The 21755-nt window shown below is 63.3% G+C and carries 21 protein-coding genes and 1 pseudogene; 18 read left to right on the top strand and 4 right to left on the bottom strand.

What is annotated here, in order from left to right:
* The first annotated feature begins 319 nt into the window (after positions 1-319).
* The 4 genes from O7A61_RS18690 to O7A61_RS18675 all read left to right on the top strand — a co-directional run bounded on the left by O7A61_RS18690 (position 320) and on the right by O7A61_RS18675 (position 5079).
* On the top strand, positions 320-1312 hold the full coding sequence (locus O7A61_RS18690) for an ABC transporter substrate-binding protein (protein ID WP_337131064.1): 993 nt from the start codon (positions 320-322) through the stop codon (positions 1310-1312).
* A 154-nt stretch (positions 1313-1466) separates the two neighbouring features.
* Positions 1467-3020 (top strand): sugar ABC transporter ATP-binding protein, encoded by a 1554-nt coding sequence (locus O7A61_RS18685; RefSeq protein ID WP_337131063.1) that lies wholly within the window; start codon positions 1467-1469, stop codon positions 3018-3020.
* The gene (locus tag O7A61_RS18680; RefSeq protein ID WP_027144667.1) at positions 3017-3985 is read left to right on the top strand and encodes an ABC transporter permease; all 969 of its coding nucleotides are present in this window, start codon (positions 3017-3019) and stop codon (positions 3983-3985) included. The genes O7A61_RS18685 and O7A61_RS18680 overlap by 4 nt, the downstream gene beginning before the upstream one ends.
* A 77-nt stretch (positions 3986-4062) precedes the next feature.
* Positions 4063-5079, top strand: coding sequence for a zinc-binding alcohol dehydrogenase family protein (locus O7A61_RS18675; protein ID WP_337131062.1), 1017 nt, complete (start codon positions 4063-4065; stop codon positions 5077-5079).
* 8 nt (positions 5080-5087) lie between these two features.
* Here the strand turns inward: O7A61_RS18675 and phnF are convergent, their stop codons facing one another.
* Complete coding sequence (gene phnF / locus O7A61_RS18670) at positions 5088-5834, bottom strand: phosphonate metabolism transcriptional regulator PhnF (protein ID WP_140745141.1); 747 nt, start codon at positions 5832-5834, stop codon at positions 5088-5090.
* Positions 5835-5947: 113 nt separating this feature from the next.
* Between phnF and phnG the strand changes: the two genes are divergently transcribed.
* The 12 genes from phnG (at position 5948) to phnE (O7A61_RS18610) (ending at position 16438) form a co-directional block, all read left to right on the top strand.
* Complete coding sequence (phnG, locus tag O7A61_RS18665) at positions 5948-6409, top strand: phosphonate C-P lyase system protein PhnG (protein ID WP_337131061.1); 462 nt, start codon at positions 5948-5950, stop codon at positions 6407-6409.
* A complete protein-coding gene (gene phnH / locus O7A61_RS18660) occupies positions 6409-7020 on the top strand; it encodes a phosphonate C-P lyase system protein PhnH (RefSeq protein ID WP_337131060.1) in 612 nt (203 codons plus the stop codon). Before phnG ends, phnH begins: the two co-directional genes overlap by 1 nt.
* 2 nt (positions 7021-7022) lie before the next feature.
* Positions 7023-8135 (top strand): carbon-phosphorus lyase complex subunit PhnI, encoded by a 1113-nt coding sequence (locus O7A61_RS18655; protein WP_337131059.1) that lies wholly within the window; start codon positions 7023-7025, stop codon positions 8133-8135.
* On the top strand, positions 8132-9043 hold the full coding sequence (locus O7A61_RS18650) for an alpha-D-ribose 1-methylphosphonate 5-phosphate C-P-lyase PhnJ (protein WP_337131058.1): 912 nt from the start codon (positions 8132-8134) through the stop codon (positions 9041-9043). The genes O7A61_RS18655 and O7A61_RS18650 overlap by 4 nt, the downstream gene beginning before the upstream one ends.
* Positions 9040-9816: a phosphonate C-P lyase system protein PhnK gene (gene phnK, locus O7A61_RS18645; RefSeq protein WP_015315654.1), complete on the top strand. Its 777-nt coding sequence runs from the start codon at positions 9040-9042 to the stop codon at positions 9814-9816. The genes O7A61_RS18650 and phnK overlap by 4 nt, the downstream gene beginning before the upstream one ends.
* A 49-nt stretch (positions 9817-9865) precedes the next feature.
* Entirely contained in the window at positions 9866-10573 is a 708-nt protein-coding gene (gene phnL / locus O7A61_RS18640) for a phosphonate C-P lyase system protein PhnL (RefSeq protein ID WP_337131057.1), read from the top strand.
* Positions 10570-11187 (top strand): acetyltransferase, encoded by a 618-nt coding sequence (locus tag O7A61_RS18635; RefSeq protein WP_337131056.1) that lies wholly within the window; start codon positions 10570-10572, stop codon positions 11185-11187. Before phnL ends, O7A61_RS18635 begins: the two co-directional genes overlap by 4 nt.
* 149 nt (positions 11188-11336) lie before the next feature.
* Positions 11337-12047: a DUF1868 domain-containing protein gene (locus O7A61_RS18630; protein WP_337131055.1), complete on the top strand. Its 711-nt coding sequence runs from the start codon at positions 11337-11339 to the stop codon at positions 12045-12047.
* A 130-nt stretch (positions 12048-12177) separates the two neighbouring features.
* Entirely contained in the window at positions 12178-13035 is an 858-nt protein-coding gene (phnC, locus tag O7A61_RS18625; protein ID WP_337131054.1) for a phosphonate ABC transporter ATP-binding protein, read from the top strand.
* Between the two features lie 110 nt (positions 13036-13145).
* Positions 13146-14054, top strand: a complete 909-nt coding sequence (phnD, locus tag O7A61_RS18620) for a phosphonate ABC transporter substrate-binding protein (protein ID WP_337131053.1) — start codon at positions 13146-13148, stop codon at positions 14052-14054.
* 56 nt (positions 14055-14110) lie between these two features.
* Positions 14111-15067, top strand: coding sequence for a phosphonate ABC transporter, permease protein PhnE (gene phnE, locus O7A61_RS18615; protein WP_337131052.1), 957 nt, complete (start codon positions 14111-14113; stop codon positions 15065-15067).
* 3 nt (positions 15068-15070) lie between these two features.
* A complete protein-coding gene (gene phnE / locus O7A61_RS18610; protein ID WP_337131051.1) occupies positions 15071-16438 on the top strand; it encodes a phosphonate ABC transporter, permease protein PhnE in 1368 nt (455 codons plus the stop codon).
* A gap of 219 nt (positions 16439-16657) precedes the next feature.
* Here phnE (O7A61_RS18610) and O7A61_RS18605 read toward each other — a convergent pair whose 3' ends face one another.
* The 3 genes from O7A61_RS18605 to O7A61_RS18595 are packed head-to-tail and all read right to left on the bottom strand — an operon-like array spanning position 16658 to position 19840.
* Positions 16658-17509 (bottom strand): sugar phosphate isomerase/epimerase family protein, encoded by an 852-nt coding sequence (locus O7A61_RS18605; RefSeq protein WP_337131050.1) that lies wholly within the window; start codon positions 17507-17509, stop codon positions 16658-16660.
* A 37-nt stretch (positions 17510-17546) separates the two neighbouring features.
* Positions 17547-18731: a Gfo/Idh/MocA family protein gene (locus O7A61_RS18600; RefSeq protein ID WP_337131049.1), complete on the bottom strand. Its 1185-nt coding sequence runs from the start codon at positions 18729-18731 to the stop codon at positions 17547-17549.
* Positions 18732-18784: 53 nt separating this feature from the next.
* The gene (locus tag O7A61_RS18595; protein ID WP_140503087.1) at positions 18785-19840 is read right to left on the bottom strand and encodes a sugar phosphate isomerase/epimerase family protein; all 1056 of its coding nucleotides are present in this window, start codon (positions 19838-19840) and stop codon (positions 18785-18787) included.
* Positions 19841-20239: 399 nt separating this feature from the next.
* On the opposite strand from O7A61_RS18595, the gene O7A61_RS18590 reads away from it, so the two are divergent.
* Entirely contained in the window at positions 20240-21127 is an 888-nt protein-coding gene (locus O7A61_RS18590) for a sugar phosphate isomerase/epimerase family protein (protein ID WP_027144650.1), read from the top strand.
* 53 nt (positions 21128-21180) lie between these two features.
* Positions 21181-21755: pseudogene (locus O7A61_RS18585) on the top strand (mandelate racemase/muconate lactonizing enzyme family protein); the annotation flags it as partial.

The raw sequence follows: 21755 nt of genomic DNA, 5'->3' as shown, positions 1-21755 counted from the left end.
CAGGGTCGTGGGCCGGCTTCACAATGTCGCGATCTCAAAAAGAATGAACATTCCATATTGACTGGTGTATGGAATTAATATTCCATACTTCCTCAGAACGGAAACGGGAGCGCCCGACCAAGACCGGAGAGGAGCCGACGCCGGTAGGTGAGTCGTTGTCAGGCCTTTGGGAGAGTTGGCCGGAAACACCGCTTGCATCGGCTGGATCGATGGACTATCAAAACAGTGCAACTGTTTTTTATTGATAAAGTTCTGTTTGGGCCACGCCTATCCGAACCGGGCTTCCGTAACGTTCACCAGGCGACTTAGGGAGGATCCTATGAAATTCGTGACCAGCATTCTCAACCGCCGCGCCGTCATGACGCTGGCAGCCGCTTCGATGCTCGCCGGCGTCATGCACTCGGTGCCGGCTTCGGCGGCGGACGTGACCATTCCGATCATCGTCAAGGATACCACGTCCTTCTACTGGCAGATCGTTCTGGCCGGCGCCCGCAAGGCCGGCAAGGATCTCGGCGTCAATGTGCCGGAACTCGGCGCCCAGGCTGAGACCGACGTTAACGGCCAGATCTCGATCCTCGAGAACGCCGTCGCCGGCAACCCGGCCGCCGTCGTCATCGCGCCGACCGAAGCCAAGGCGCTTGGCAAGCCGATCGACGAGGCCGCGGCCAAGGTCAAGGTCATCGGCATCGACTCCGGCGCCGACTCCAAGGCCTTCACCTCGTTCCTGACCACCGACAACGTCCAGGGCGGCCGCGTCGCCGCTGACGGTCTCGCCGCCGCGATCGGCGCCGCCAACGGCGGCAAGGTCGAAGGCAAGGTTGCGCTTATCACCGCGCTCCCCGGCGCTGGCTCGCTCGAACAGCGCGCGCAAGGCTTCAAGGAACAGCTCAAGGCCAAATATCCCGGCCTCGAACTGATCGCCGACAAATACGCCGACGGCCAGGCCACCACCGGCCTCAACATCGCGACCGACCTGATCACCGCCAATCCGGACCTGAAGGGCATCTTCGCGTCAAACCTGATCATGGCGCAAGGCGTCGGCCAGGCGATCGCCGAGAACAAACTTGCCGGCAAGGTCGGGCTGATCGGCTTCGACAGCGACGAGAAGCTGATCAAGTTCCTCAATGACGGCGTCATTTCGGGCCTCGTTGTCCAGGATCCGTACCGGATGGGCTATGACGGCATCAAGACGGCGCTCGCCGCTTCGAAGGGCGAGAAGGTGGAGGCAAATGTCGACACCGGTGCCAATCTCGTGACCAAGGACAACATGAAGGATCCCAAGATCGACGCGCTGCTCAATCCGAAGCTCTGAGCAGCCCGTTCGAAACCGTTTCCGGGGCGTCTCGCCCCGGAAACATCCGCCGCCGCGAGCGGCTTGGCAATCGGCCGGCTTCGGCTAGGCTGTTTGAAAAGACGATCACAGCCTCGCCAGGTGCCAGCCGCGGGGCCAATCTGGGAGGATCGCCATGACGCCGACGGCGCACGAACTGCATCCGGCTCCCGCGCTGGAGCCCGGCAGGACCATCCTCGAATTGCGCGGGCTGGAAAAGCGCTATCCCGGCACTCACGCCTTGAAGCCGGTGGACCTTGCCTTCAAGGCAAGCGAGATCCACGCCATCGTCGGCGAGAACGGCGCTGGCAAATCCACGCTCATCAAGCTTTTGACCGGCGTCATGCCGCGCACCTCCGGAGAAGTGATCTGGGAGGGTCAACCGGCTGCACTGGCGACCCCGCATGAGGCGATGGCGCTCGGCATCAACGCCGTCCACCAGGAAGTCGTGCTCTGTCGTCATCTGACCGTCGCCGCCAACATGTTCCTCGGCGAGGAGAATTCGCGCTTCGGCATCCTGCAGCAGCGCGCCATGGTCAAGGAGGCGCAGAAGATCATCGACGATCTCGGCTTCGACTTGCCGGCGCATGTCACATTGGGCGACCTCACCATCGGCCAGCAACAGCTGATCGCCGCCGCCCGCGCCACCGTGCGCGGCACCAAATTCCTGATCTTCGACGAGCCGACCGCCTACCTGACCCGCAAGGAGGCCGACCAGCTCTTCACCTTGATCCGCCGCCTGAAGACCGAGGGTGTGACGATCATCTATATCAGCCACCGCATGGAGGAAGTGTTCGAACTCGCCGATCGTGTTTCGGTGCTGCGCGATGGCATGCTGGTCGGCACCAGGAACATCAGCGAGACCAACGATGCAGAACTCGTCAAACTGATGATCAACCGCTCGATCGAACAAATCTACCACAAGGAGCATTTCACTCCGGGTGCGGCGATCATCGAGGCCAGGAACCTCTCGGGCAAGGGCTTCGAAAACGTGTCGATGACAGTCCGTGCCGGCGAGATCGTCGGGCTCTACGGCCTGATCGGCGCCGGGCGCAGCGAATTCGTCACCACGCTCTACGGCCGGCATAAGAAGTCGGCCGGTCAGGTCCTGTGGGAAGGCAAGGATGTCCAGATCAACTCCGAGCATGACGCGATCAAGCTCGGCATGGCGCTGGCGCCGGAAAGCCGCCGCGACCAGGGTCTCTGTCTCAATTTGCCGGTTGGCCTCAACCTCAACCTGCCGATCTACAAGCGCATCTCCAGCAATTTGTTGATCTCGAACGCGAAAGAGAAGGCCGAGGCCGACCGCCAGATTGCTGGCCTCAGGATCAAGACTCCGACGCGCCATGCGTTGGCTTCCAGCCTATCCGGCGGCAACCAGCAGAAGATCGTCATCGGCAAATGGCTGGCGCACGGCGCCAAGCTGTTCATCTTCGACGAGCCGACGGTTGGCGTCGATGTCGGCACCAAGGCCGAAATCTACCGCCTGTTCAGCGCGCTCTTGTCGAAGGGCGCCGGCATCATCCTGATCTCGTCCTATTTGCCGGAGGTCTATGAACTGGCCGACACGCTGCACGTGTTCCGCCGCGGCAAGCTGGTGGCCACGCACGGGTTCCACACCGCCGATCACGAGGACATTCTCACACAGGCGCTCGCCGAGAAACAAGAAAAGCTGGGAGGAAAGACATGAGCACCGAGGCGATTCCTGCCGAAAAACCGAAGCGCAATTACAACGCCCTGTTCGGACTGACGCTGCTGGCGCTGCTGGTGCTGCTGTGGGTCATCCTGTCGTTGTCCACATCGAGCTTCGCGTCGGCCAACAACATCTCGAATCTGCTGCGTCAGGGTTCGATGATCGCCATTTTGGCTGTCGGCCAGACCTTCGTCATCATTACCGGCGGCATCGATCTGTCCGTCGGCGCGGTGGTCGGCTTCGCAACCGTCATCGCCGCGATGTTGATCAATGCCGGCGTCCCGGTCTTCCTCGCCATCCTGCTCACCTTGCTGGTCGGCGTCGCCATCGGCCTCTTCCATGGTTTTGGCATCGTCAAGATGGGCCTGCCGCCCTTCATCATCACGCTGGCGACCCTGACGTCGCTGCGCGGCATTGGCCTTTTGATGACCAACGGCAATTCGATTTCGATCAACAATGATGCCTTCCAGGAATTCTCGCGCAACTCCTTCCTCGGCGTTCCCAATCTATTCTGGATGGTCCTGCTGGTCGGCATACCCGCCTATGTATTCCTGCATCACAGCCGCTGGGGCCGGTACCTTTTCTCGGTCGGGTCGAACGCCGAGGCCTCGCGCCTGTCCGGCGTCAATGTCCAGCGCACCATCTTCATGGCCTACACGCTGTCGGGTCTCTGCGCGGCGTTCGTCGGCGTGCTCTTGGCTTCGCGCATCGGCATCGGCAATCCGACCCAGGCCGAAGGCTGGGAACTGCAGGCGATCGCCTCGTCGGTGATCGGCGGCACCTCGCTGTTCGGCGCGGTCGGCTCGGTCCATGGGCCGCTGCTCGGCGCCTTCATTCTCGCCACCATCAACAACGGCGCCAACCTGCTCAACGTCAACGCCTTCTGGCAGCGTGTCATCACCGGCGTGCTGATCATCGTCATCGTCTATTTCGACGGTCTGCGCCGCCGCGGCGGCAAGTAGTCAACGAACCGAAAATCGATCTCCGGCCCGGTATCAAAACGGGCCGGCGGTTTCGTAAATCCAAAATGGACTGAAACATGAAAGCCGTCGTCTGCCGCTCGCCCGGCGAACTCATTCTGGAAGACCGTCCCACGCCCTCCCAGCCACCTCCCGGCTGGGCACTGGTGGCGGTCAGCCATGTCGGCATCTGCGGCACCGACTATCACATCTTCGAGGGCAAGCACCCGTTCCTCGCCTACCCCCGCATCATGGGCCATGAGGTGTCTGGCACCGTCGTCGAAGTCGGCGAAGGAGCGGGTCTTGCGGTCGGCGAACCGGTCATCATCAACCCGTATCTCTCCTGCCGCAAATGCATCGCCTGCCGGCACGGCAAGCCCAATTGCTGTGTCAGAATCGAGGTGCTCGGCGTGCATCGCGACGGCGCCATGTGCGAACAGATCCTGGTGCCGGCGCAGAACCTTTATCCCACAAACGGGCTGTCGCTCGCCGACGCCGCCGCCGTCGAATTCCTGGCCATCGGCGCGCATGCGGTGCGCCGCGCGCGTTCCGAGCCCGGCGCGCGCACGCTGGTCATCGGCGCCGGCCCGATCGGGCTTGGCACCGCCATCTTCGCACGCATTGCCGGGCTCGAGGTGACACTTCTCGACATGAGCACCGAAAGACTGGTCTTCGCGGCGAGTGAGCTCGGCTTTTCGATTCTCGACGGCTCGCAAGCACCCGTGTCCGATCTGGTGCGTGATGCGACCGACGGCGAAGGCTTCGACGTGGTCTTCGACGCCACCGGAAACACCCGGTCGGTGCGATCGGCCTTCGCCCATGTCGCGCATGGCGGCACATTGGTGCTGGTCAGCGTCGTCAAGGACGACATCGGCTTTTCCGATCCTGAATTCCACAAGCGCGAAATGACATTGGTAGGCAGCCGCAATGCGTTGCGCGCCGACTTCGATCATGTCGCCGCCTCGATCCGCAATGGTGCCGTGCCGCTGGCCAAGCTCGTCACCCACCGCACCACGCTGGCCGATACGCCAGGGGATCTCGCACGCTGGGCACACGAGAAGTCGGGCCTGATAAAGGCCGTGATCGAGATCGGATAGCCAGGGCGCTATAGCGCCGAGAGCTTCAGCTCCACACGCTCGGCCGGAAAACGCGATTCGGAAAACTGGATTGGCTGGCCGTCGGGCGTGACGTTGACCGCCACTGTCACCAGCACGATGGCGCCCGGCTGCAGATCGAGATCGGCGAGATCGGCGGCGTCCGCATGGCGCGCGGACAGCACGGTCGATTGCCTGAGATAGTCGTCGATACCGAAACGAGCGAGCGACGCGGTGATCGAACCGGTTTGCGCCATCGCCTTGTCGATGCCGGCAAAGCGCTTCGCCTCGAACCATGCGGCAGCGCGCGACACCGGCCGTCCGTCGGCCTCGCCGCGCGTTTCCAGCCGGATTACCTCGGCACCCCGGGCAAGGCCAAGCCCCTCGGCAACGCGCTGGCTGGCAGGCTCGACCGAGAAAGCAAGCAGCACGATGTGCCGTTCCGAGGTCTGCCCCTGCAGCCCCGCAGAGAAGCGCGTGCGCGCGCCGATCGGATAGGACAGCCGCTTGCGCGACAAGACGAACGTGCCGCGCCCCTGTTCGGCCCGCAATACGCCCTCCTGTACGAGGGCCGATATGGCGCTGCGCACGGTGTGACGGTTGACGCCATAACGCTCCGCCAGCGCGACCTCGGGCGGCAGCGCGGCATTTTCGGCGAAATCGCCAATGGCAATCGCTTGCAGGATCCTGTCGGCGATCTGGCGCCAAAGTGAGACGCCGCTGCGCCGCTCGATGGTATCGGCCGCTTGCCCGGTCATGTTTTTGCCTCCCGGCCTGTCACGCACCCGTCATGGACTCGCGCTAGGTAATATGTATAATTTGTATAGTTGTCTATATCAATAGACAAATTTAACGAAGAGGAAAGTTGGCGATGCGAGGACAGGAAGCCCGCGACCAGGCCGAGCGCAAGGCTGCCATGGCCACCTTGGCGCAATCGAGCGGCGACGACATCGCGCGGCTCTGGAACGAGGCCGGCCTGCCTTCGCAAGCCGAGCTGCTGCGCGGCCCCGAGACCGGCCTGGTCACGCTGCGTGGCCGCATCGGCGGCGGCGGCGCGCCCTTCAATGTGGGGGAGGCGACCGTCACGCGTGCCACCGTCCGGCTGCCATCCGGGCAGGTCGGCCATTGCTACGCGCTTGGCCGCGACAAGCAGAAGGCGAAGCTGGCAGCCATCGCCGACGCGCTCTGGCAGGATCCTGCCCACCGCACCGAGGTCGAGACCAGGCTCATTGCGCCCTTGCGCTCGGCTCTGACCACTGCCCACGAGAAACGCCGCGCCGAGACGGCGGCGACGAAAGTGGATTTCTTCACCATGGTTCGCGGAGAAGATTGATGGATATCGCGGCACAATCGATCGAGGGCGGTTTCGCCGATCCGGTCTTCAACGCCCAGACCGTGTTTCGGGCCGTCATGGATGCCATGGCGCGGCCGGGCAGCGTCCAGCCCTTGCCGACCTTGGCCCGCCCGCCGGCGCCGCTTTCGGCAACCTCGGGCGCTATAGCCCTGGCGCTGTGCGACAACGACACGCCGCTCTGGCTCGACCCGGCCCTGCATGCCTCCGCGGCGATCGGCTCCTGGCTTGGCTTCCACACCGGTGCGCCGCTGGCCAACACGCCGGCCGACGCGCACTTCGCCTTCATTGCCACACCGGCCGAGATGATGGCGCTCGACGGTTTTTCGCAGGGCACGCAGGATTATCCCGACCGATCGACGACGCTGATCCTGCAGGTCGGGGACCTCGCTTCAGGGTCCCCGCTGTTGCTCGAAGGCCCCGGCATCGAAACCAGCGCCGCGATCGCGCCGGCGCAGATGCCGCGTCACTTCGTCGAGCAGTGGAAGCAAAACAACAAGCGCTTTCCGCGCGGCGTCGACATCATCCTCGCCACATCGGACGGCATAGCCTGCCTGCCGCGCACGACGCGCATCAAGACGATGGAGGCTTGAAGATGTATGTCGCGGTAAAAGGTGGCGAAGCCGCAATTGCCAACGCTCACAGCCTGCTTGCCGACCGCCGGCGTGGCGACCGGTCGGTGCCGGCGCTGCGCCTCGACCAGATCGTCGAACAGCTGGCGCTCGGCGTCGACAGGGTGATGAGCGAAGGCTCGCTCTATGACCGTGAGCTGGCGGCACTCGCCATCGCCCAGGCGCGCGGCGACATGATCGAGGCGATCTTTCTGGTGCGCGCCTATCGCACGACATTGCCGCGCTTCGGTTACACCAGCCCGATCGACACCAGCGCGATGCTGGTCGAACGGCGCGTCTCGGCGACCTACAAGGATCTGCCTGGCGGCCAGCTGCTTGGTCCGACCTTCGACTATACGCACCGCCTGCTCGACCCGGAGCTTGCCGCCGGCGCAGGCGTCGCCGAACCGGTGCAGCGCGCCGGCCAGGCCGAGCCCATGCCGCGTGTCTCGGCCATCCTCGCCCGCGAAGGCCTGATCGAACCCGATGGCGACATGCCGCAGGACCATGTTCCCGGCGACATCACCCGCGAACCGCTGGAATTCCCGATGGCACGTGACATCCGCCTGCAGGCGCTATCGCGCGGCGACGAGGGTTTTCTGCTGGCGCTCGGCTATTCAACGCAGCGCGGCTATGCCCGCAACCATCCGTTCGTCGGCGAGATCCGCATCGGCGAGGTCGAGCTGGAACTCGACGTTCCCGAACTGCCGTTCGCGGTGCCGCTCGGCACGGTGCGCGTCACCGAATGCCAGATGGTCAACCAGTTCAAGGGCTCGGCCAAGGCGCCGCCGCAATTCACCCGCGGCTACGGTCTCGTCTTCGGCCAGAGCGAGCGCAAGGCGATGGCCATGGCGCTCTGCGACCGGGCGCTGCGCGCCTCCGAACTCGGTGAGGACGTCGTTGCCGCCGCGCAGGACGAGGAGTTCGTCATCTCGCACTCGGACAATGTCCAGGCCACCGGCTTCGTCGAGCACCTGAAGCTACCGCACTATGTCGATTTCCAGGCCGAGCTCGACCTCGTGCGCCGTATGCGCGCCGAATATGAGGCCCGCGAAAATCCAGCAAAGGCGGAAGAAAAGAAGGAGGCAGCGGAATGACCGCGCAATCCACCGACATCGCCACCTACAACTTCGCCTATCTCGACGAGCAGACAAAGCGGATGATCCGCCGCGCGATCCTCAAGGGCATCGCCATTCCCGGCTACCAGGTGCCGTTCGCCTCGCGCGAAATGCCGATGCCTTATGGCTGGGGCACCGGCGGCGTCCAGGTTACCGCCTCGATCATCGGCCCCGACGACGTGCTGAAGGTCATCGACCAGGGTGCCGACGACACCACCAATGCCGTATCGATCCGCGCCTTCTTCAAGAAAGTAGCCAATGTCGCGGTGACCACCGATACCGCCACCGCCCGCATCATCCAGACCCGCCACCGCATTCCGGAGCATCCGCTCACCGCCGGCCAGGTGCTGGTCTACCAGGTGCCGATCCCCGAACCGCTGCGCTTCCTCGAGCCGCGCGAGACCGAAACGCGGAAAATGCATGCGCTGGAGGAATACGGCCTCATGCATGTGAAGCTCTATGAGGACATCGCCAAGCACGGCCGCATCGCCACCACCTATGCCTATCCGGTCAAGGTCGAGGGCCGCTATGTGATGGACCCGTCGCCGACGCCGAAATTCGACAATCCCAAGATGCACCGCTCGCCGGCCTTGCAGCTGTTCGGCGCCGGCCGCGAAAAGCGCATCTACGCGGTGCCGCCCTTCACCGATGTGGTGAGCCTCGACTTCGAGGATCATCCGTTCGAGGTGCAGACTTTCGACCAGCCCTGCGCGCTGTGCGCGGCCGAGAATGTCTATCTCGACGAGGTCATCCTCGACGACCATGGCGGCCACATGTTCGTCTGCTCGGACACCGATTACTGCGGGAAGCGGCGTGAAGAGGGCCATCGCGGTCACCTTGCTCCCGAAACCCATCTTGCCCCAGAAAACTTGGAGCCGGCGCAATGACCGACGAACCGCTGCTGCGCGTCTCGGCGCTCTCCAAGTTCTACGGTTCGCGGGTCGGCTGCGACAACGTCAGCTTCGACCTGTGGCCGGGCGAAGTCCTGGCTGTCGTCGGTGAATCCGGTTCCGGCAAGACGACGCTGCTCAACTGCCTGTCGACGCGGCTGCTGCCCTCCTCCGGCACCGCCAGCTACCGCATGCGCGACGGCCAGTTTCGCGAGCTCTACCGCATGAGCGAGGCCGAGCGCCGTTTCCTGATGCGCACCGACTGGGGCTTTGTCCACCAGAACCCGGCTGATGGCCTGCGCATGACCGTGTCTGCCGGCGCCAATGTCGGCGAGCGTCTGATGGCGGTCGGCGACCGCCATTACGGCAAGATCCGCGCCACGGCGGTCGACTGGCTGTCGCGCGTCGAGATCGAGGAAGACCGCATCGACGACGAACCCCGCGCCTTTTCCGGCGGCATGCGCCAGCGCCTGCAGATCGCCCGCAATCTCGTCACCGGGCCACGGCTGGTGTTCATGGATGAGCCGACCGGCGGCCTCGACGTTTCCGTGCAGGCGCGCCTGCTCGACCTGTTGCGCGGCCTGGTCACCGACCTTGGCCTTGCCGCGATCGTCGTCACCCACGACCTCGCCGTGGCGCGGCTTCTGTCACAGCGCATGATGGTGATGAAGGACGGCCGCGTCGTCGAAAGCGGCCTCACCGACCGCGTCCTCGACGACCCGCGCGCGCCGTACACGCAATTGCTCGTTTCCTCGATTTTGCAGGTGTGATGATGGCTCGTGTACGCCCGCCGACGATTGACGATTGGAGAAATTTCTGATGCCGACGCCTCTCGTTGTCTCCGATGTCGCCAAAAGCTTCACCATGCATCTGCGCGACGGCATCAAATTGCCCGTCGTCGCGGGTGTCTCGTTCTCGATCAAGGCCGGAGAATGCACCGTGCTCGGCGGTCCGTCCGGTGCCGGCAAAAGCTCGATCCTGAAGATGCTCTACGGCAACTACGCCGTCGACGAAGGCCAGATCATCGTCACGCACGAGGATGGGTTGATCGATCTCGCCCATGCCAGCCCACGCACCGTGCTTGCCGTGCGCCGGCAAACGATCGGCTATGTCAGCCAATTCCTGCGCACCGTGCCGCGCGTCTCGGCTCTCGATGTCGTCGCCGAACCACTGGTTGAACGCGGCGAGGAGCGCGAGGCGGCCCGGGCCAAGGCACGCTCCTTGCTGGCCCAGCTCAACCTGCCGGAAAAACTCTGGATGCTGCCGCCGGCAACCTTCTCGGGCGGCGAGCAGCAGCGCGTCAACATCGCGCGCGGTTTCATCACCGAACATCCGATCCTGCTGCTCGACGAGCCGACCGCATCGCTCGACGCAACCAATCGCGACGTGGTGATCGAACTTATCGCCGCCAAGAAGGCGGCGGGCGTCGCCTTGCTTGGCATCTTCCATGACCACGAAGTGCGCGAGGCGGTGGCCGACCGCGTCATCGACGTCACCGCCTTCGCTCCGGGAAAACTCGCCGCATGACCAGGAAATTGTCGGAGACGCCGCTGATCCACCCGACAGCGGAGGTACACAACTCGACGCTCGGCCGCTGGACCGAGATCGCCGACCGCAGCCGGGTTTCGGAAAGCGAACTCGGCGACTATTCCTACATGATGCAGGACTGCGCCGTCTGGTGCGCAACGATCGGCAAGTTCGCCAACATCGCGGCCAGCGTGCGCCTCAACGCCACCAACCACCCGACATGGCGGCCGACGCTGCACCATTTCACCTACCGTGCCTCCGACTATTGGGACGACGCCGAGCACGAGAGCGAATTCTTCGCCCAGCGCCGCGCCAAACGCGTCACCATCGGCCACGACACCTGGCTCGGCCACGGCTCGACCGTCCTGCCCGGCGTCACCGCTGGCGATGGTGCTGCGGTCGGCGCTGGCGCGGTCGTCTCGAAGGACGTCGCGCCCTACACCATCGTCGCCGGCGTGCCGGCCAAACCGATCCGCGAGCGCTTCGACCGCCGCACCGCCGAGCGCTACCAGGCGCTTGCCTGGTGGGACTGGGACCATGCCAGACTGCGTGCCTCGCTCGATGATTTCCGCGAACTGTCGGCCGAGGCATTCCTGGAGAAATACGAGGGATAGAGCAGTTCCAGAAAAAGTGGGAACCGGTTTTCCGTTCGCAATTGTTGCAGGCAAGGAGATATAGCCCTCACATCGACGTCATGAGCGACTCTGTTTCATATCCTTGACACATCACCGGGGGAGGACGCGGGTGTTCCAAGGAGATCGCCATGCTCGACACCGTCAGACCCTCGCTCGCCGGATTCTTTGCCGGCTCCAATCCGACGCCGCCGGCGCATCTCGGCACGCGCTACGACGCGTCAGGCAACTTTCTCCTCGAGCCCGGCAACACGGTCGTCAGCCATCTGGTCAGCGGCTCGCCATCCGAAGCCGTGGTGCTCGCTGTGCGCGATCGGATGATGGCAATGCCGGACGCCGACCGCCTTGCCTTCACGCCTGTCTCCAGCCTGCACATGACACTCTTCCAGGGCATCATCGAATATCGCCGCCGGTTGCCTTACTGGCCACGGGACATGTCGCTCGACACCGGCATCGACGCCATGACCCGCCTCTATCTGGAGCGCCTGAAGGGTTTCCAGGGCGCCGGTCCGTTCAACATCAAGGTGCTCGAGATCGTGCCGACCGGGCTCACCGTTGCCGGCGCGACCGACGAGGATGTGCGGATCATGCGTGCATGGCGCGATGCGCTGGCCGTGCCGTTCGGCTACCGGCACCCCGATCACGACAATTACGTCTTTCACATCACCTTCGCTTATCAGATCCAGCGTCTTGCCGACGACAGGGCCGCCGCATGGCAGACGCTGTTCGACGATTGCCTGGCGCTTTTCGCGCGGCAGGCGCCGGTGATCGAGATCAAGGCCCCCGCCTTCTGCGCATTCCGCGACATGGAGTATTTCGAGGAATTGCTGGTGCTCGGCTGATCGCCGGCAGGACGTCGGCCGTCATATCTGTGGAGCGTAACAAAACTGACATGCTGGCGACACGGCAGGTTCATGTGGCTGCGTTAGGCGAGTGCCTGACGATCAATATGGACCGGACTGGAACCAGCCCATGTCAGCAAGCTCTGCCACGCTCGAAATTCGCGGTGTCAGCCGACGATTTGGCAAGAACACCGCCGTCAGCGACGTCAACATCTCGATCCCGCAGGGGCAGATGGTCGGCGTCATCGGTCGTTCGGGTGCAGGCAAGTCGACGCTTCTTCGCATGATCAACCGTCTTGTCGACCCCAGCCAGGGGTCGATTTTTTTTGACGGCGCCGAGGTCTCCCGCCTTCGCGGGTCGCCGTTGCGGCGTTGGCAGCGCGACTGCGCCATGATCTTCCAGCAGTTCAACCTGGTGCCGCGCCTCGATGTGCTCACCAACGTGCTGCTTGGCAAATTGAACCACCGTTCGACCCTGTCCAACCTTCTCGGCATGTTCTCCCGTGCCGAATGCGCCGAGGCGGTCGCCGCGCTCGAGCGGCTCGACATCGCCCGTACCGCACTTCAACCCGCCGGCACCCTGTCGGGCGGTCAGCAGCAGCGCGTCGCGATTGCCCGTGCCCTGATGCAGCAGCCCAAGGTGATCCTCGCCGACGAGCCGATCGCCTCGCTCGACCCGCTCAACGCCAAGGTGGTGATGGATTCGCTGCAGGACATCAATCTGCGCGAAGGCATCACCGTCGTCACCAACCTGCACACGCTCGATACCACCCGCACCTATTGCAACCGCATCATCGGCATGGCCGCCGGCAAGGTTGTCTTCGACGGGCCGCCCGAAGAGCTCAACCGCGAAGCGGTGCGTCTAGTCTACGGCGCCGACAGCAATGGCGGCGAGATATCGGAGGTCATCACCTCAACCAGCGTTGCCTTCAAGCAGAAGATCGCCGCATCCGCCGGACCGCTCGAACCCGCATTCCCGGGATACTGAGCCCATTACGGGCATAGCGAGCAGCCTGGATCGTCCGCCCGCGTCAAGGGCACTTGTCAAGATAAAGAACGCTGCCGGCGCGAGGCCGGAACCTACAGGAGAGATAGCAAATGTTCAGGAAGATGGTTTTCGGTGCCGTTTCGGTGCTCGCCATGGCCACCAGCATGGCCCACGCCGCCGATATGAAGGAATTTCGCGTCGGCATTCTCGGCGGCGAAAACGAAACCGACCGGCTGCGCAACTACCAGTGCCTGGCCGATCACCTGAAGACGGAATTCGGCTTCGAGAAGGTTTCGCTGTTCCCGGCCGCCGACTATGACGGCGTCATCCAGGGCCTGCTCGGCGGCACGCTCGACTTCGCCGAACTCGGCGCTTCCGGCTATGCCAGCGTCTATCTCAAGGACCCGAAGGCGGTTACCCCGATCCTCACCACCAAGCAGACCGACGGCTCGACCGGCTATTATTCCGTCGGCCTGGCGCTGAAGACCTCGGGGATCACCGACATCAAGTCGGCCAAGGGCAAGAAGCTCGGCTATGCCGACCCGGATTCGACCTCCGGCTACCTGATCCCGCTGACCCAGATTCCGAAGACCACCGGCGCCTCGAACGAAACCTTCTTCGCCTCGACCCAGTTCAATGGCGGCCACGAAAACAACGTTCTGGCCGTGCGTGACGGCAAGGTCGATGTCGCGGTCGACGATTCCTCGGGTATAGGCGACTTCAAGAACGGCTACACCTCCGGCACCTTCCACAAGGAAGTCGCCAAGGGCGCCGTCGACCCCAACGATTTCGTCGAAGTCTGGCGTTCGGGCCTGATCCCGAACGGGCCGCTCGTCGTGCGCACCGCGATCGGCGACGACATGACCGCCAAGCTGACCGCCTTCTTTACCGACCTGCCCAAGAAGGACAAGGCTTGCTTCGAAGGCGTCGAAGGCGGCGATTTCACCGGCTACGTTCCGGTGAAGCCGGACTTCTACAGCGTCATCGTCGAAGCCCGTAAGGCAGCCATCGGCGGCTAACGGCGAAATTGCAAAGGGGCGGTATCTCAGATACCGCCCTTTTTGCATCTCCGATCATGACCCTTTCCGTGACAGCCGCCTCCGGCGCCACCCACCAGACGGCCGATGCCTGGCGACGCCAGACGTCGCTGCGCCGGCTCTATACCGTGCTCGGCGTCGGACTGCTGCTTGCCGCGATGCTCTCCAGCATGTGGTTCGCCGACGAAGCCAATGCCGGGCACTTCTTCGACCGGCTGCCGCACATACTGGATTTCCTGAGCTGGCTGGCCCCGAGGGACTGGAACGACGTCTGGCGGGCGCTGTTCGACATCGCCTCGCCGCGTGATACCGGCACCCAGGAATTCAACTTCCCGCTTGGTCGCGTCTATGTGTGGGGCGGTTTCTACGTCCCCGAATATTTCGAGCTGATGCTGACCACGGTGAACGTGGCGCTGGTTTCGACCTTCATCGGCTTTATCTTCGCGGTGCCTTTTTCCTTCATCGCCGCGCGCAACCTGGCGCCTCATCCGGCACTGAGGCTGGTGGTCAAGCGCTTCATGGAATTGCTGCGCGCCTTTCCCGAGATCGTCATCGCCGGCCTCTTCGCGGCAATCGTCTCGACCGGTCCGATCGCCGCCATCATCGCCATCGGCCTGCATTCGATCGGCGCACTCGGCAAGCTGTTCTACGAGATCAACGAGAACATCGACATGCGTGCCGAGGAAGGCCTGACGGCGGTCGGCGCCAACTGGTTCGAGCGGGTGCGCTTCGCCGACCTGCCGCAGGTGTTGCCCAATTTCGTGTCCTATACGCTGCTGCGGGTCGAGATCAACGTGCGGGCCTCCACGATCATCGGTGCCGTCGGCGGCGGCGGCATCGGCGAGGAACTGAAGCTGTCCATCTCGCGCGGCTTCGGCGCCAAGACGCTGGCGCTGGTGCTGCTGCTGTTCACGACCATCTTCATCATCGACCAGTTTTCCGCCTGGCTTCGTCGCAAGCTGGTCGGCGAACAAGCCTTTATGATGGGGGCGTAAATCATGGCGACCATGACCGCCGAGGAGATGCTGTCGATCGAGGCGCGCCACCCGCAGGTGTTCCGGCGCCCGGCATACAAGCGCTTCGGTCCGCTGCTCCTGTTTACCGGCACCCTCCTCTATCTGGTCTATGCCTTGTGGTTCTTCAGCCTGCCGCAGGTATTGCGGGAATCGCACTGGGAGCGCCTCCCGCTCTTCCTGACACAATGGATCAGCTACGATCTGCAACCGGAATTCCGTCTCGACCAGCCGGAGATCACACCCAAATATCCGCGTTTCTCGGCACTGGGCGACAATCCCAATCCGGATTGGGTGATCAAGAATGCCGACGGGTCCTTCACCGTGCGGATCGACGGCCAGGCCAAATCCGTCACCTTCGACAAGACCTACGCGACGATTGTCGCTCATGGCCAGACGGTGCCGGTGGCGCTGACCAGCGGCAAGCCGGTGATCACGGGTCCGGTGCCGAACTGGATCACCGCGCATGACGACGAGGTGGTGGCCAAGACGGGCTTTGTCGGCGAGGTGCGCGTCACCGTCGACCGCGTCAAGGTGCGCAAGCGCTTCCTCGGCTGGGCGAACTTCGTCTTCGACACACGCTCGCCTTTCTTCGGCAAATCAGCGGGGGAGGTGATCTCGCTGGTCATGTCGGGACCAGAACTGAAACCAGGCACCTCGAACCTCGCGCTGGCCGGCGACGACATCTGGAACAACGCCCAGTGGCAACATGGCGATGTCTGGACGAAGCTCTTGCAGACCATTGTCATGGCTTTCCTCGGTACGCTGCTCGGTGGCATCGTCGCCTTCCCGCTGGCCTTCTTCGCGGCGCGCAACATCACGCCGAGCGGCGTGCTCAGCCAGGTGCTCAAGCGCTTCTTCGACTTCATGCGCTCGGTCGATATGCTGATCTGGGCGCTGTTCTTCACCCGCGCCTTCGGCCCCGGCCCGCTGGCGGGAAGTGCCGCGATTTTCTTCACCGAGATCGGCACCCTCGGCAAAGTCTATTCGGAAGGTCTGGAGAACATCGACGACAAGCCACGTGAAGGGGTGCTTTCGACCGGCGCCAACGGCCTCCTGGTGCAGCGCTACGGCGTTATGCCCGAAGTGATCCCGGTCTTCATCAGCCAGACGCTCTACCAGTGGGAATCCAACACCCGCGGCGCCACCATCATCGGCGCCGTCGGCGCCGGCGGCATCGGCCTGAAACTGTGGGAAGCGATGCGCACCAACTCCAACTGGGCCAACGTCTTCTACATGGTGCTGCTGATCCTGCTCGTCGTCTTCATCTTCGACAACATATCCAACTTCCTGCGCCGTAGGCTGAGCCGGACGATTCACGACTACAACAGGATCCAGGCCAAGCAGGGTTGATTCGTCCTGAGGCGAGAGGCCGGAGGGACAGCGCCCCCCTCTGTCCTGCCGGACATCTCCCCCACTTGGGGGGAGATTGGATGTGATCCCTGCTTTCGCCAATCACCATCGTTGCAGGAAAGCGACGGCCGCGAAGCTGCCAATCTCCCCCCTCGTGTGGAGATGTCCGGCAGGACAGAGGGGGGCGCGAAGGATCGCCGACGCAACGTTATCGGCTTCCTAAGCCGCCTTCTTCCACCCGTTCTTGATATGCTTGTACCCCTCCCGGTACACCGCTTCCGGCGTTTCGGAAAAATCGCGCCACACCTTGGTCGCAGCCGCCAATTCCTTCAGCGAGCGGCCGAACGCCTCGATGGTCAGCCAGTCGTCGTAGCCGCTCTTGCGGATCGCCGCGAAGGTTTCTTTCCACGGGATGTTGCCGCGCCCCGGCACGCCGCGATCGTTCTCCGATATGTGGATATGCACGACGTTCCTGCGGTGCTTCGTATAGGCGCCGATTGGGTCGGCCTCCTCGATATTGGCGTGGAAAGTGTCGTACATCGCCTTGATGTGCGGCCGGTCGATGGCGTCGATGTGCTCAGACAGGTCGGTCATCGTGTTGAGGAGATAGCATTCGAAGCGGTTCAGCGCCTCGAGCCCGATGATGACGTTGCGCTTGGCGGCATGGTCGCCGATGGCGCGTTGCGAGGCGACCGAGCGCTTCTTCTCGGCGGCAGTCGGTCCGGACCCGGAAAAGGCGCCAAGGATCGAATGCAGCGGTCCGCTCAGCGTGCTGGCGCCAAGCGCATCGGCGCAATCGATGGCCCATTTCATGTAATCGACACCGGCCTTGCGCGTTGCCGCATCGGCCGCGATCAGGTTCATCGCCGGATCGCCCATCGCCGAGACTGCGGTCCGCTCCAGCCCGATCCGGTCCAGCAGCTCGCCCAGTTTCCTGTAGTCGTCCGGCATGCCGGCGAAGATCGGGATTTCGACACCGTCAAAGCCGGTTGCCTTGATGTCGCGAAGCAATGGCTCGTGCTTCTTCGACACCGCCGTCGTCCACAAGAACATGCACATGCCGATTTTCATCGACGCCCTCCCCCATTTTCCGCTGGCCAGGCGCCTCTTACAGCTTGGTCCACGCCCCATTCTTCTTCGACGACTTCACACAGGCCTCGATGAAAGCCATGCCTTCGACGCCGTCCTGAATGGTCGGGAAGACGACATCCTTTGCCGGCTTGCCCTTCTTGCGTGCCGCGCGGATGGCGCGTGCCGCCTCCTGGTAAATATTGGCGAAGCCTTCGAGATAACCCTCGGGATGGCCTGACGGAACGCGGCTGACACGGCCGGCCACCGGCAGCGCGCCGGCGCCGTTGCGAGTGATCAATTGTTTCGGCTGGCCGAACGGCGTGTACCAGAGATAGTTGGGGTCGGCCTGCACCCATTCCAGCCCGCCCTTCGAACCGTAGATGCGCAGCTTCAGGCCGTTCTCATGACCAGGCGCCACCTGGCTTGCCCAAATCATGCCTTTTGCCGGATGCGTTTTTCCCGTCGGTTTGAAACGCAGCATGACATTGACATTGTCGTCGAGCAGCCGGCCCGGCACGAAGGCATCGAGATCGGCCGACAGGGTATCGAGCTCGAGCCCGGAGACGAAGCGGGCGAGGTTGTAGGCATGGGTGCCGATATCGCCGAGCGCGCCGCCGGCACCCGCCTGCTTGGGGTCGCCCCGCCACGACGCCTGCTTCTGGCCGGTGGCGGCGAGGTCCTCGGTCAGCCAGTCCTGCGGATATTCCGACTGCACGATGCGGATGTCGCCGAGCACGCCCTTTGCCACCATTTCGCGGGCCTGCCGCACCATCGGGTAGGCGGTGTAGTTGTGGGTGAGCACGAACACCTTGCCGGTCTTCTCGACTATCGCTGCGAGCTTCTTGGCTTCGGCCAGTGTCGTGGCCAGCGGCTTGTCGCAGATCACGTGGATGCCTGCCTCCAGGAAAGCCTTGGCTGCCGGCACATGCACGTTGTTGGGGGTGACGATAGCCACCGCCTCGATGCCATCCGGGCGCTTCGCCTCGGCCTTGGCCATTTCGGCGTAGGACGCATAGCTGCGTGAGGGATCGAGCCCGAGTTCGGCGGCCGAGGCTTTCGCACGCGCCGGGTCGGACGACAGGGCGCCGGCGACCAGCACGAAATCATTGTCCATGCGCGCCGCGATGCGGTGCACGGCGCCGATGAAAGCGCCCTGCCCGCCGCCAACCATGCCGTAGCGGATCGGGCCGCCTCCCGTTTCCGACTTCGATGCAGCAACCATGTTTTTCTCCCTCGTGTGAGATTCCCCTCCGCCGAGGGGAAGCGAAAGCCGTGTCAAATTCCCATCATGGCGCGCAGCAGCTTCTTGTCCGTGGTGCCGGCGGCGAAATCGTCGAATGCCTTCTCCGTCACCCGGATGATGTGGTGCTGGATGAAGGGTGCCCCTTCGGCCGCGCCGTCCTCCGGATGCTTCAGGCAGCATTCCCATTCCAGCACCGCCCAGGAATCGTAATCGTACTGCGTCAGCTTGGAGAAGATGCCGCCGAAATCCACCTGCCCGTCACCGAGCGAACGGAAACGGCCTGCGCGGTTCGTCCAGCTCTGGTAACCGGAGTACACGCCCTGCCGTCCGGTCGGATTGAACTCGGCGTCCTTGACGTGGAAGGCCTTGATCCGCTCGTGATAGATGTCGATGAATTCGAGATAGTCGAGCTGCTGCAGCAGGAAATGCGAAGGGTCGTAATTGATGTTGCAGCGCTTGTGGCCACCGACCGCGTCGAGGAACATCTCGAAGGTCGCCCCGTCGAACACGTCCTCTGAAGGATGAATTTCGTAGCCGACATCGACACCATTGTCCTCATAGACGTCGAGGATCGGCTTCCAGCGCTTGCCGAGTTCGCCGAAGGCTTCCTCGATCAGTCCGGCGGGCCGCTGCGGAAAGGGATAAAGGTATGGGAAAGCCAGCGAGCCGGTGAACGACACCGATGCATTCAGCCCGAGATTGCGCGACGCCTTGGCGCCGAACTTCATCTGTTCGACGGCCCATTTCTGCCGCGCCTGCGGGTTGTTGTGCACCGAAGCTGGCGCGAATCCATCCATCTGCGCGTCATAGGCCGGATGTACTGCCACCAATTGCCCCTGCAGATGCGTCGACAGTTCGGTGATCTCGACGCCGGCGTCAGTGCAGGTGCCCTTCACCTCGTCGCAATAGGCCTTGGAGGACGCCGCCTTCTCGAGGTCGAACAGGCGCGCGTCCCAGGTTGGGATCTGCACGCCCTTGTAGCCGAGACCGGCAGCCCATTTGGTGATCGACGCCAGCGAATTGAACGGTGCGGCATCGCCCGCGAACTGCGCCAGAAACAGTCCAGGGCCCTTCATTGTCGTCGGCATCGGCATCCTCCTCGTTTTGTCACGACCAAGCATAGCGCCTGATGAAAGCAGGGCCAGTCACCTTGGTCTTTTCGCGTCGGGCGCTCTGCCGACAATGCCATTCTGGTATGACCAAATAAGGCAATTTGGTCAAGTCTCGGAATGCGCCGAAAAAGCGCTCCGGGCGCGCAAAATAACGGCACATATCGCAATGTAATCAACAAACTAATCCACCCCAAGAGTTGCGCCACCACAGTTGTTGCCGTCTCGAGGAATTTGCTGTAGACCTCTTTTCAGGCCCAATTGGTCGAACCAGTTTGCAGGAAAAGTCTGGGGATGCCTTGGGAGGAACCCTTGCGTCGTCTTTCGGCGATGCATGTCGCAGGCAAACCATACGGACGAATCTGGGAAGGACAGGCCATGCATCTTTCGACGCACAACTGGATGCGCGCGGAACCGCTTGAGACGACGCTCAAGCGCATCAAGAAATTCGGCTATGAGTCGATCGAGATTTCCGGCGAGCCCGCGCAGTACAAGACCAAGGAGACACGGGCGCTGCTGAAGGAGCATGGCATCCGCTGCTGGGGCGCGGTCACCTTGATGCTGGGTGAACGTAACCTTGCCGCCAGGAACCAGGGCCAGCGTGAGCGCTCCGTGCAATACGTCAAGGACGTGCTGACGATGGTCAGCGAACTCGACGGCGAGATCATCACGCTGGTTCCGGCTACCGTTGGCAAGGTGGTGCCGGACGGCACCGAGGAGGAGGAGTGGAAGTGGGTCGTCGATGCGACCCGCGAATGTTTCACCCACGCCAAGAAGGTCGGCGTCAAGATCGCTGTCGAACCGCTCAACCGCTTCGAAACCTATCTGTTCAATCGCGGCGCCCAGGCGCTGGCGCTGGCCGATGCCGTCAGTCCCGAATGCGGCGTCTGCCTTGACGCCTATCATATCCACATGGAGGAATTTAACGTCCATGACGCCATCCGGCAGGTCGGAAAGCGCCTGTTCGACTTCCATGTCGCCGACAACAATCGCTTCGCCGCCGGGCTCGGCCAGATCGACTGGCCAAGGATCGTCGCGACCTTGAAGGAAGTCGGTTATGACGGCGCGCTGACCAATGAGTTCGTCGCCCCGGTCGACCGCACGCCGGCGGCACCCTATCCCGAAATGGTCGAGCGCCACCCGGTCGATATCTCGCCCGAGCAGCTGAAGTTCATCCAGGACCACGGCTCCAGCGTGCTCACCGAGAAATTCTACACCGACCAGATGCGCATCACCGCCGAAACGCTGTTGCCGCTGATCAAGTAGTCGACGCCTGGAATTTGCCCTTCCGCCCTACCGGCGGCGGGCAGGGGAACAAAATGCGCATCAAGACAGTCCAGGCCTGGTGGGTCCGCGTGCCGATCGAAGCCGCGAAGCAGCATCGTAGCGACTTCGGCCAGGTGACGACCTTCGACGCCGCCATCCTGCGCATCGAAACCGATGACGGGCTGGTCGGCTGGGGCGAAGGCAAGAATGCAGCTGGCAGCGCCGGCAGCTACGGCGCTCTCGTCCACATGCTGAACCACGAGGTCGGCCCGCAATTGATCGGCCGCGATCCGGCCGATATCGGCGTCATCTGGGAGATGCTCTACAACGGCGTACGCCATGAGAGCGCCGCCCATGCCGGCCACGCCATGCCGCAACTGGCGCGGCGCGGCATGAGCATCGCCGCCATCAGCGCCGTCGACATCGCGCTCTGGGACATCCTTGGCAAGTCCCTGGGCCAGCCGGTCTGGCGATTGCTCGGCGGCCGCAAGGCCGATCGCATGCAGGCCTATGCCTCCGGCGGCTGGGCCTCCGCCGATGCCATCGGCGAGCAATTGAGATCCTACGTCGCCAGGGGCGGCTTCAAGGCGCTGAAGATGCGGGTGGGCGCCATGGATGGCGCGGCACA

Source organism: Mesorhizobium sp. Cs1321R2N1 (assembly GCF_037179725.1).
GTDB classification, from domain to species: Bacteria; Pseudomonadota; Alphaproteobacteria; order Rhizobiales; family Rhizobiaceae; genus Mesorhizobium; species Mesorhizobium salmacidum.
The sequence above is the reverse complement of the archived record's forward strand: the minus strand, read 5'-3'. Positions and strand labels throughout refer to the sequence as shown.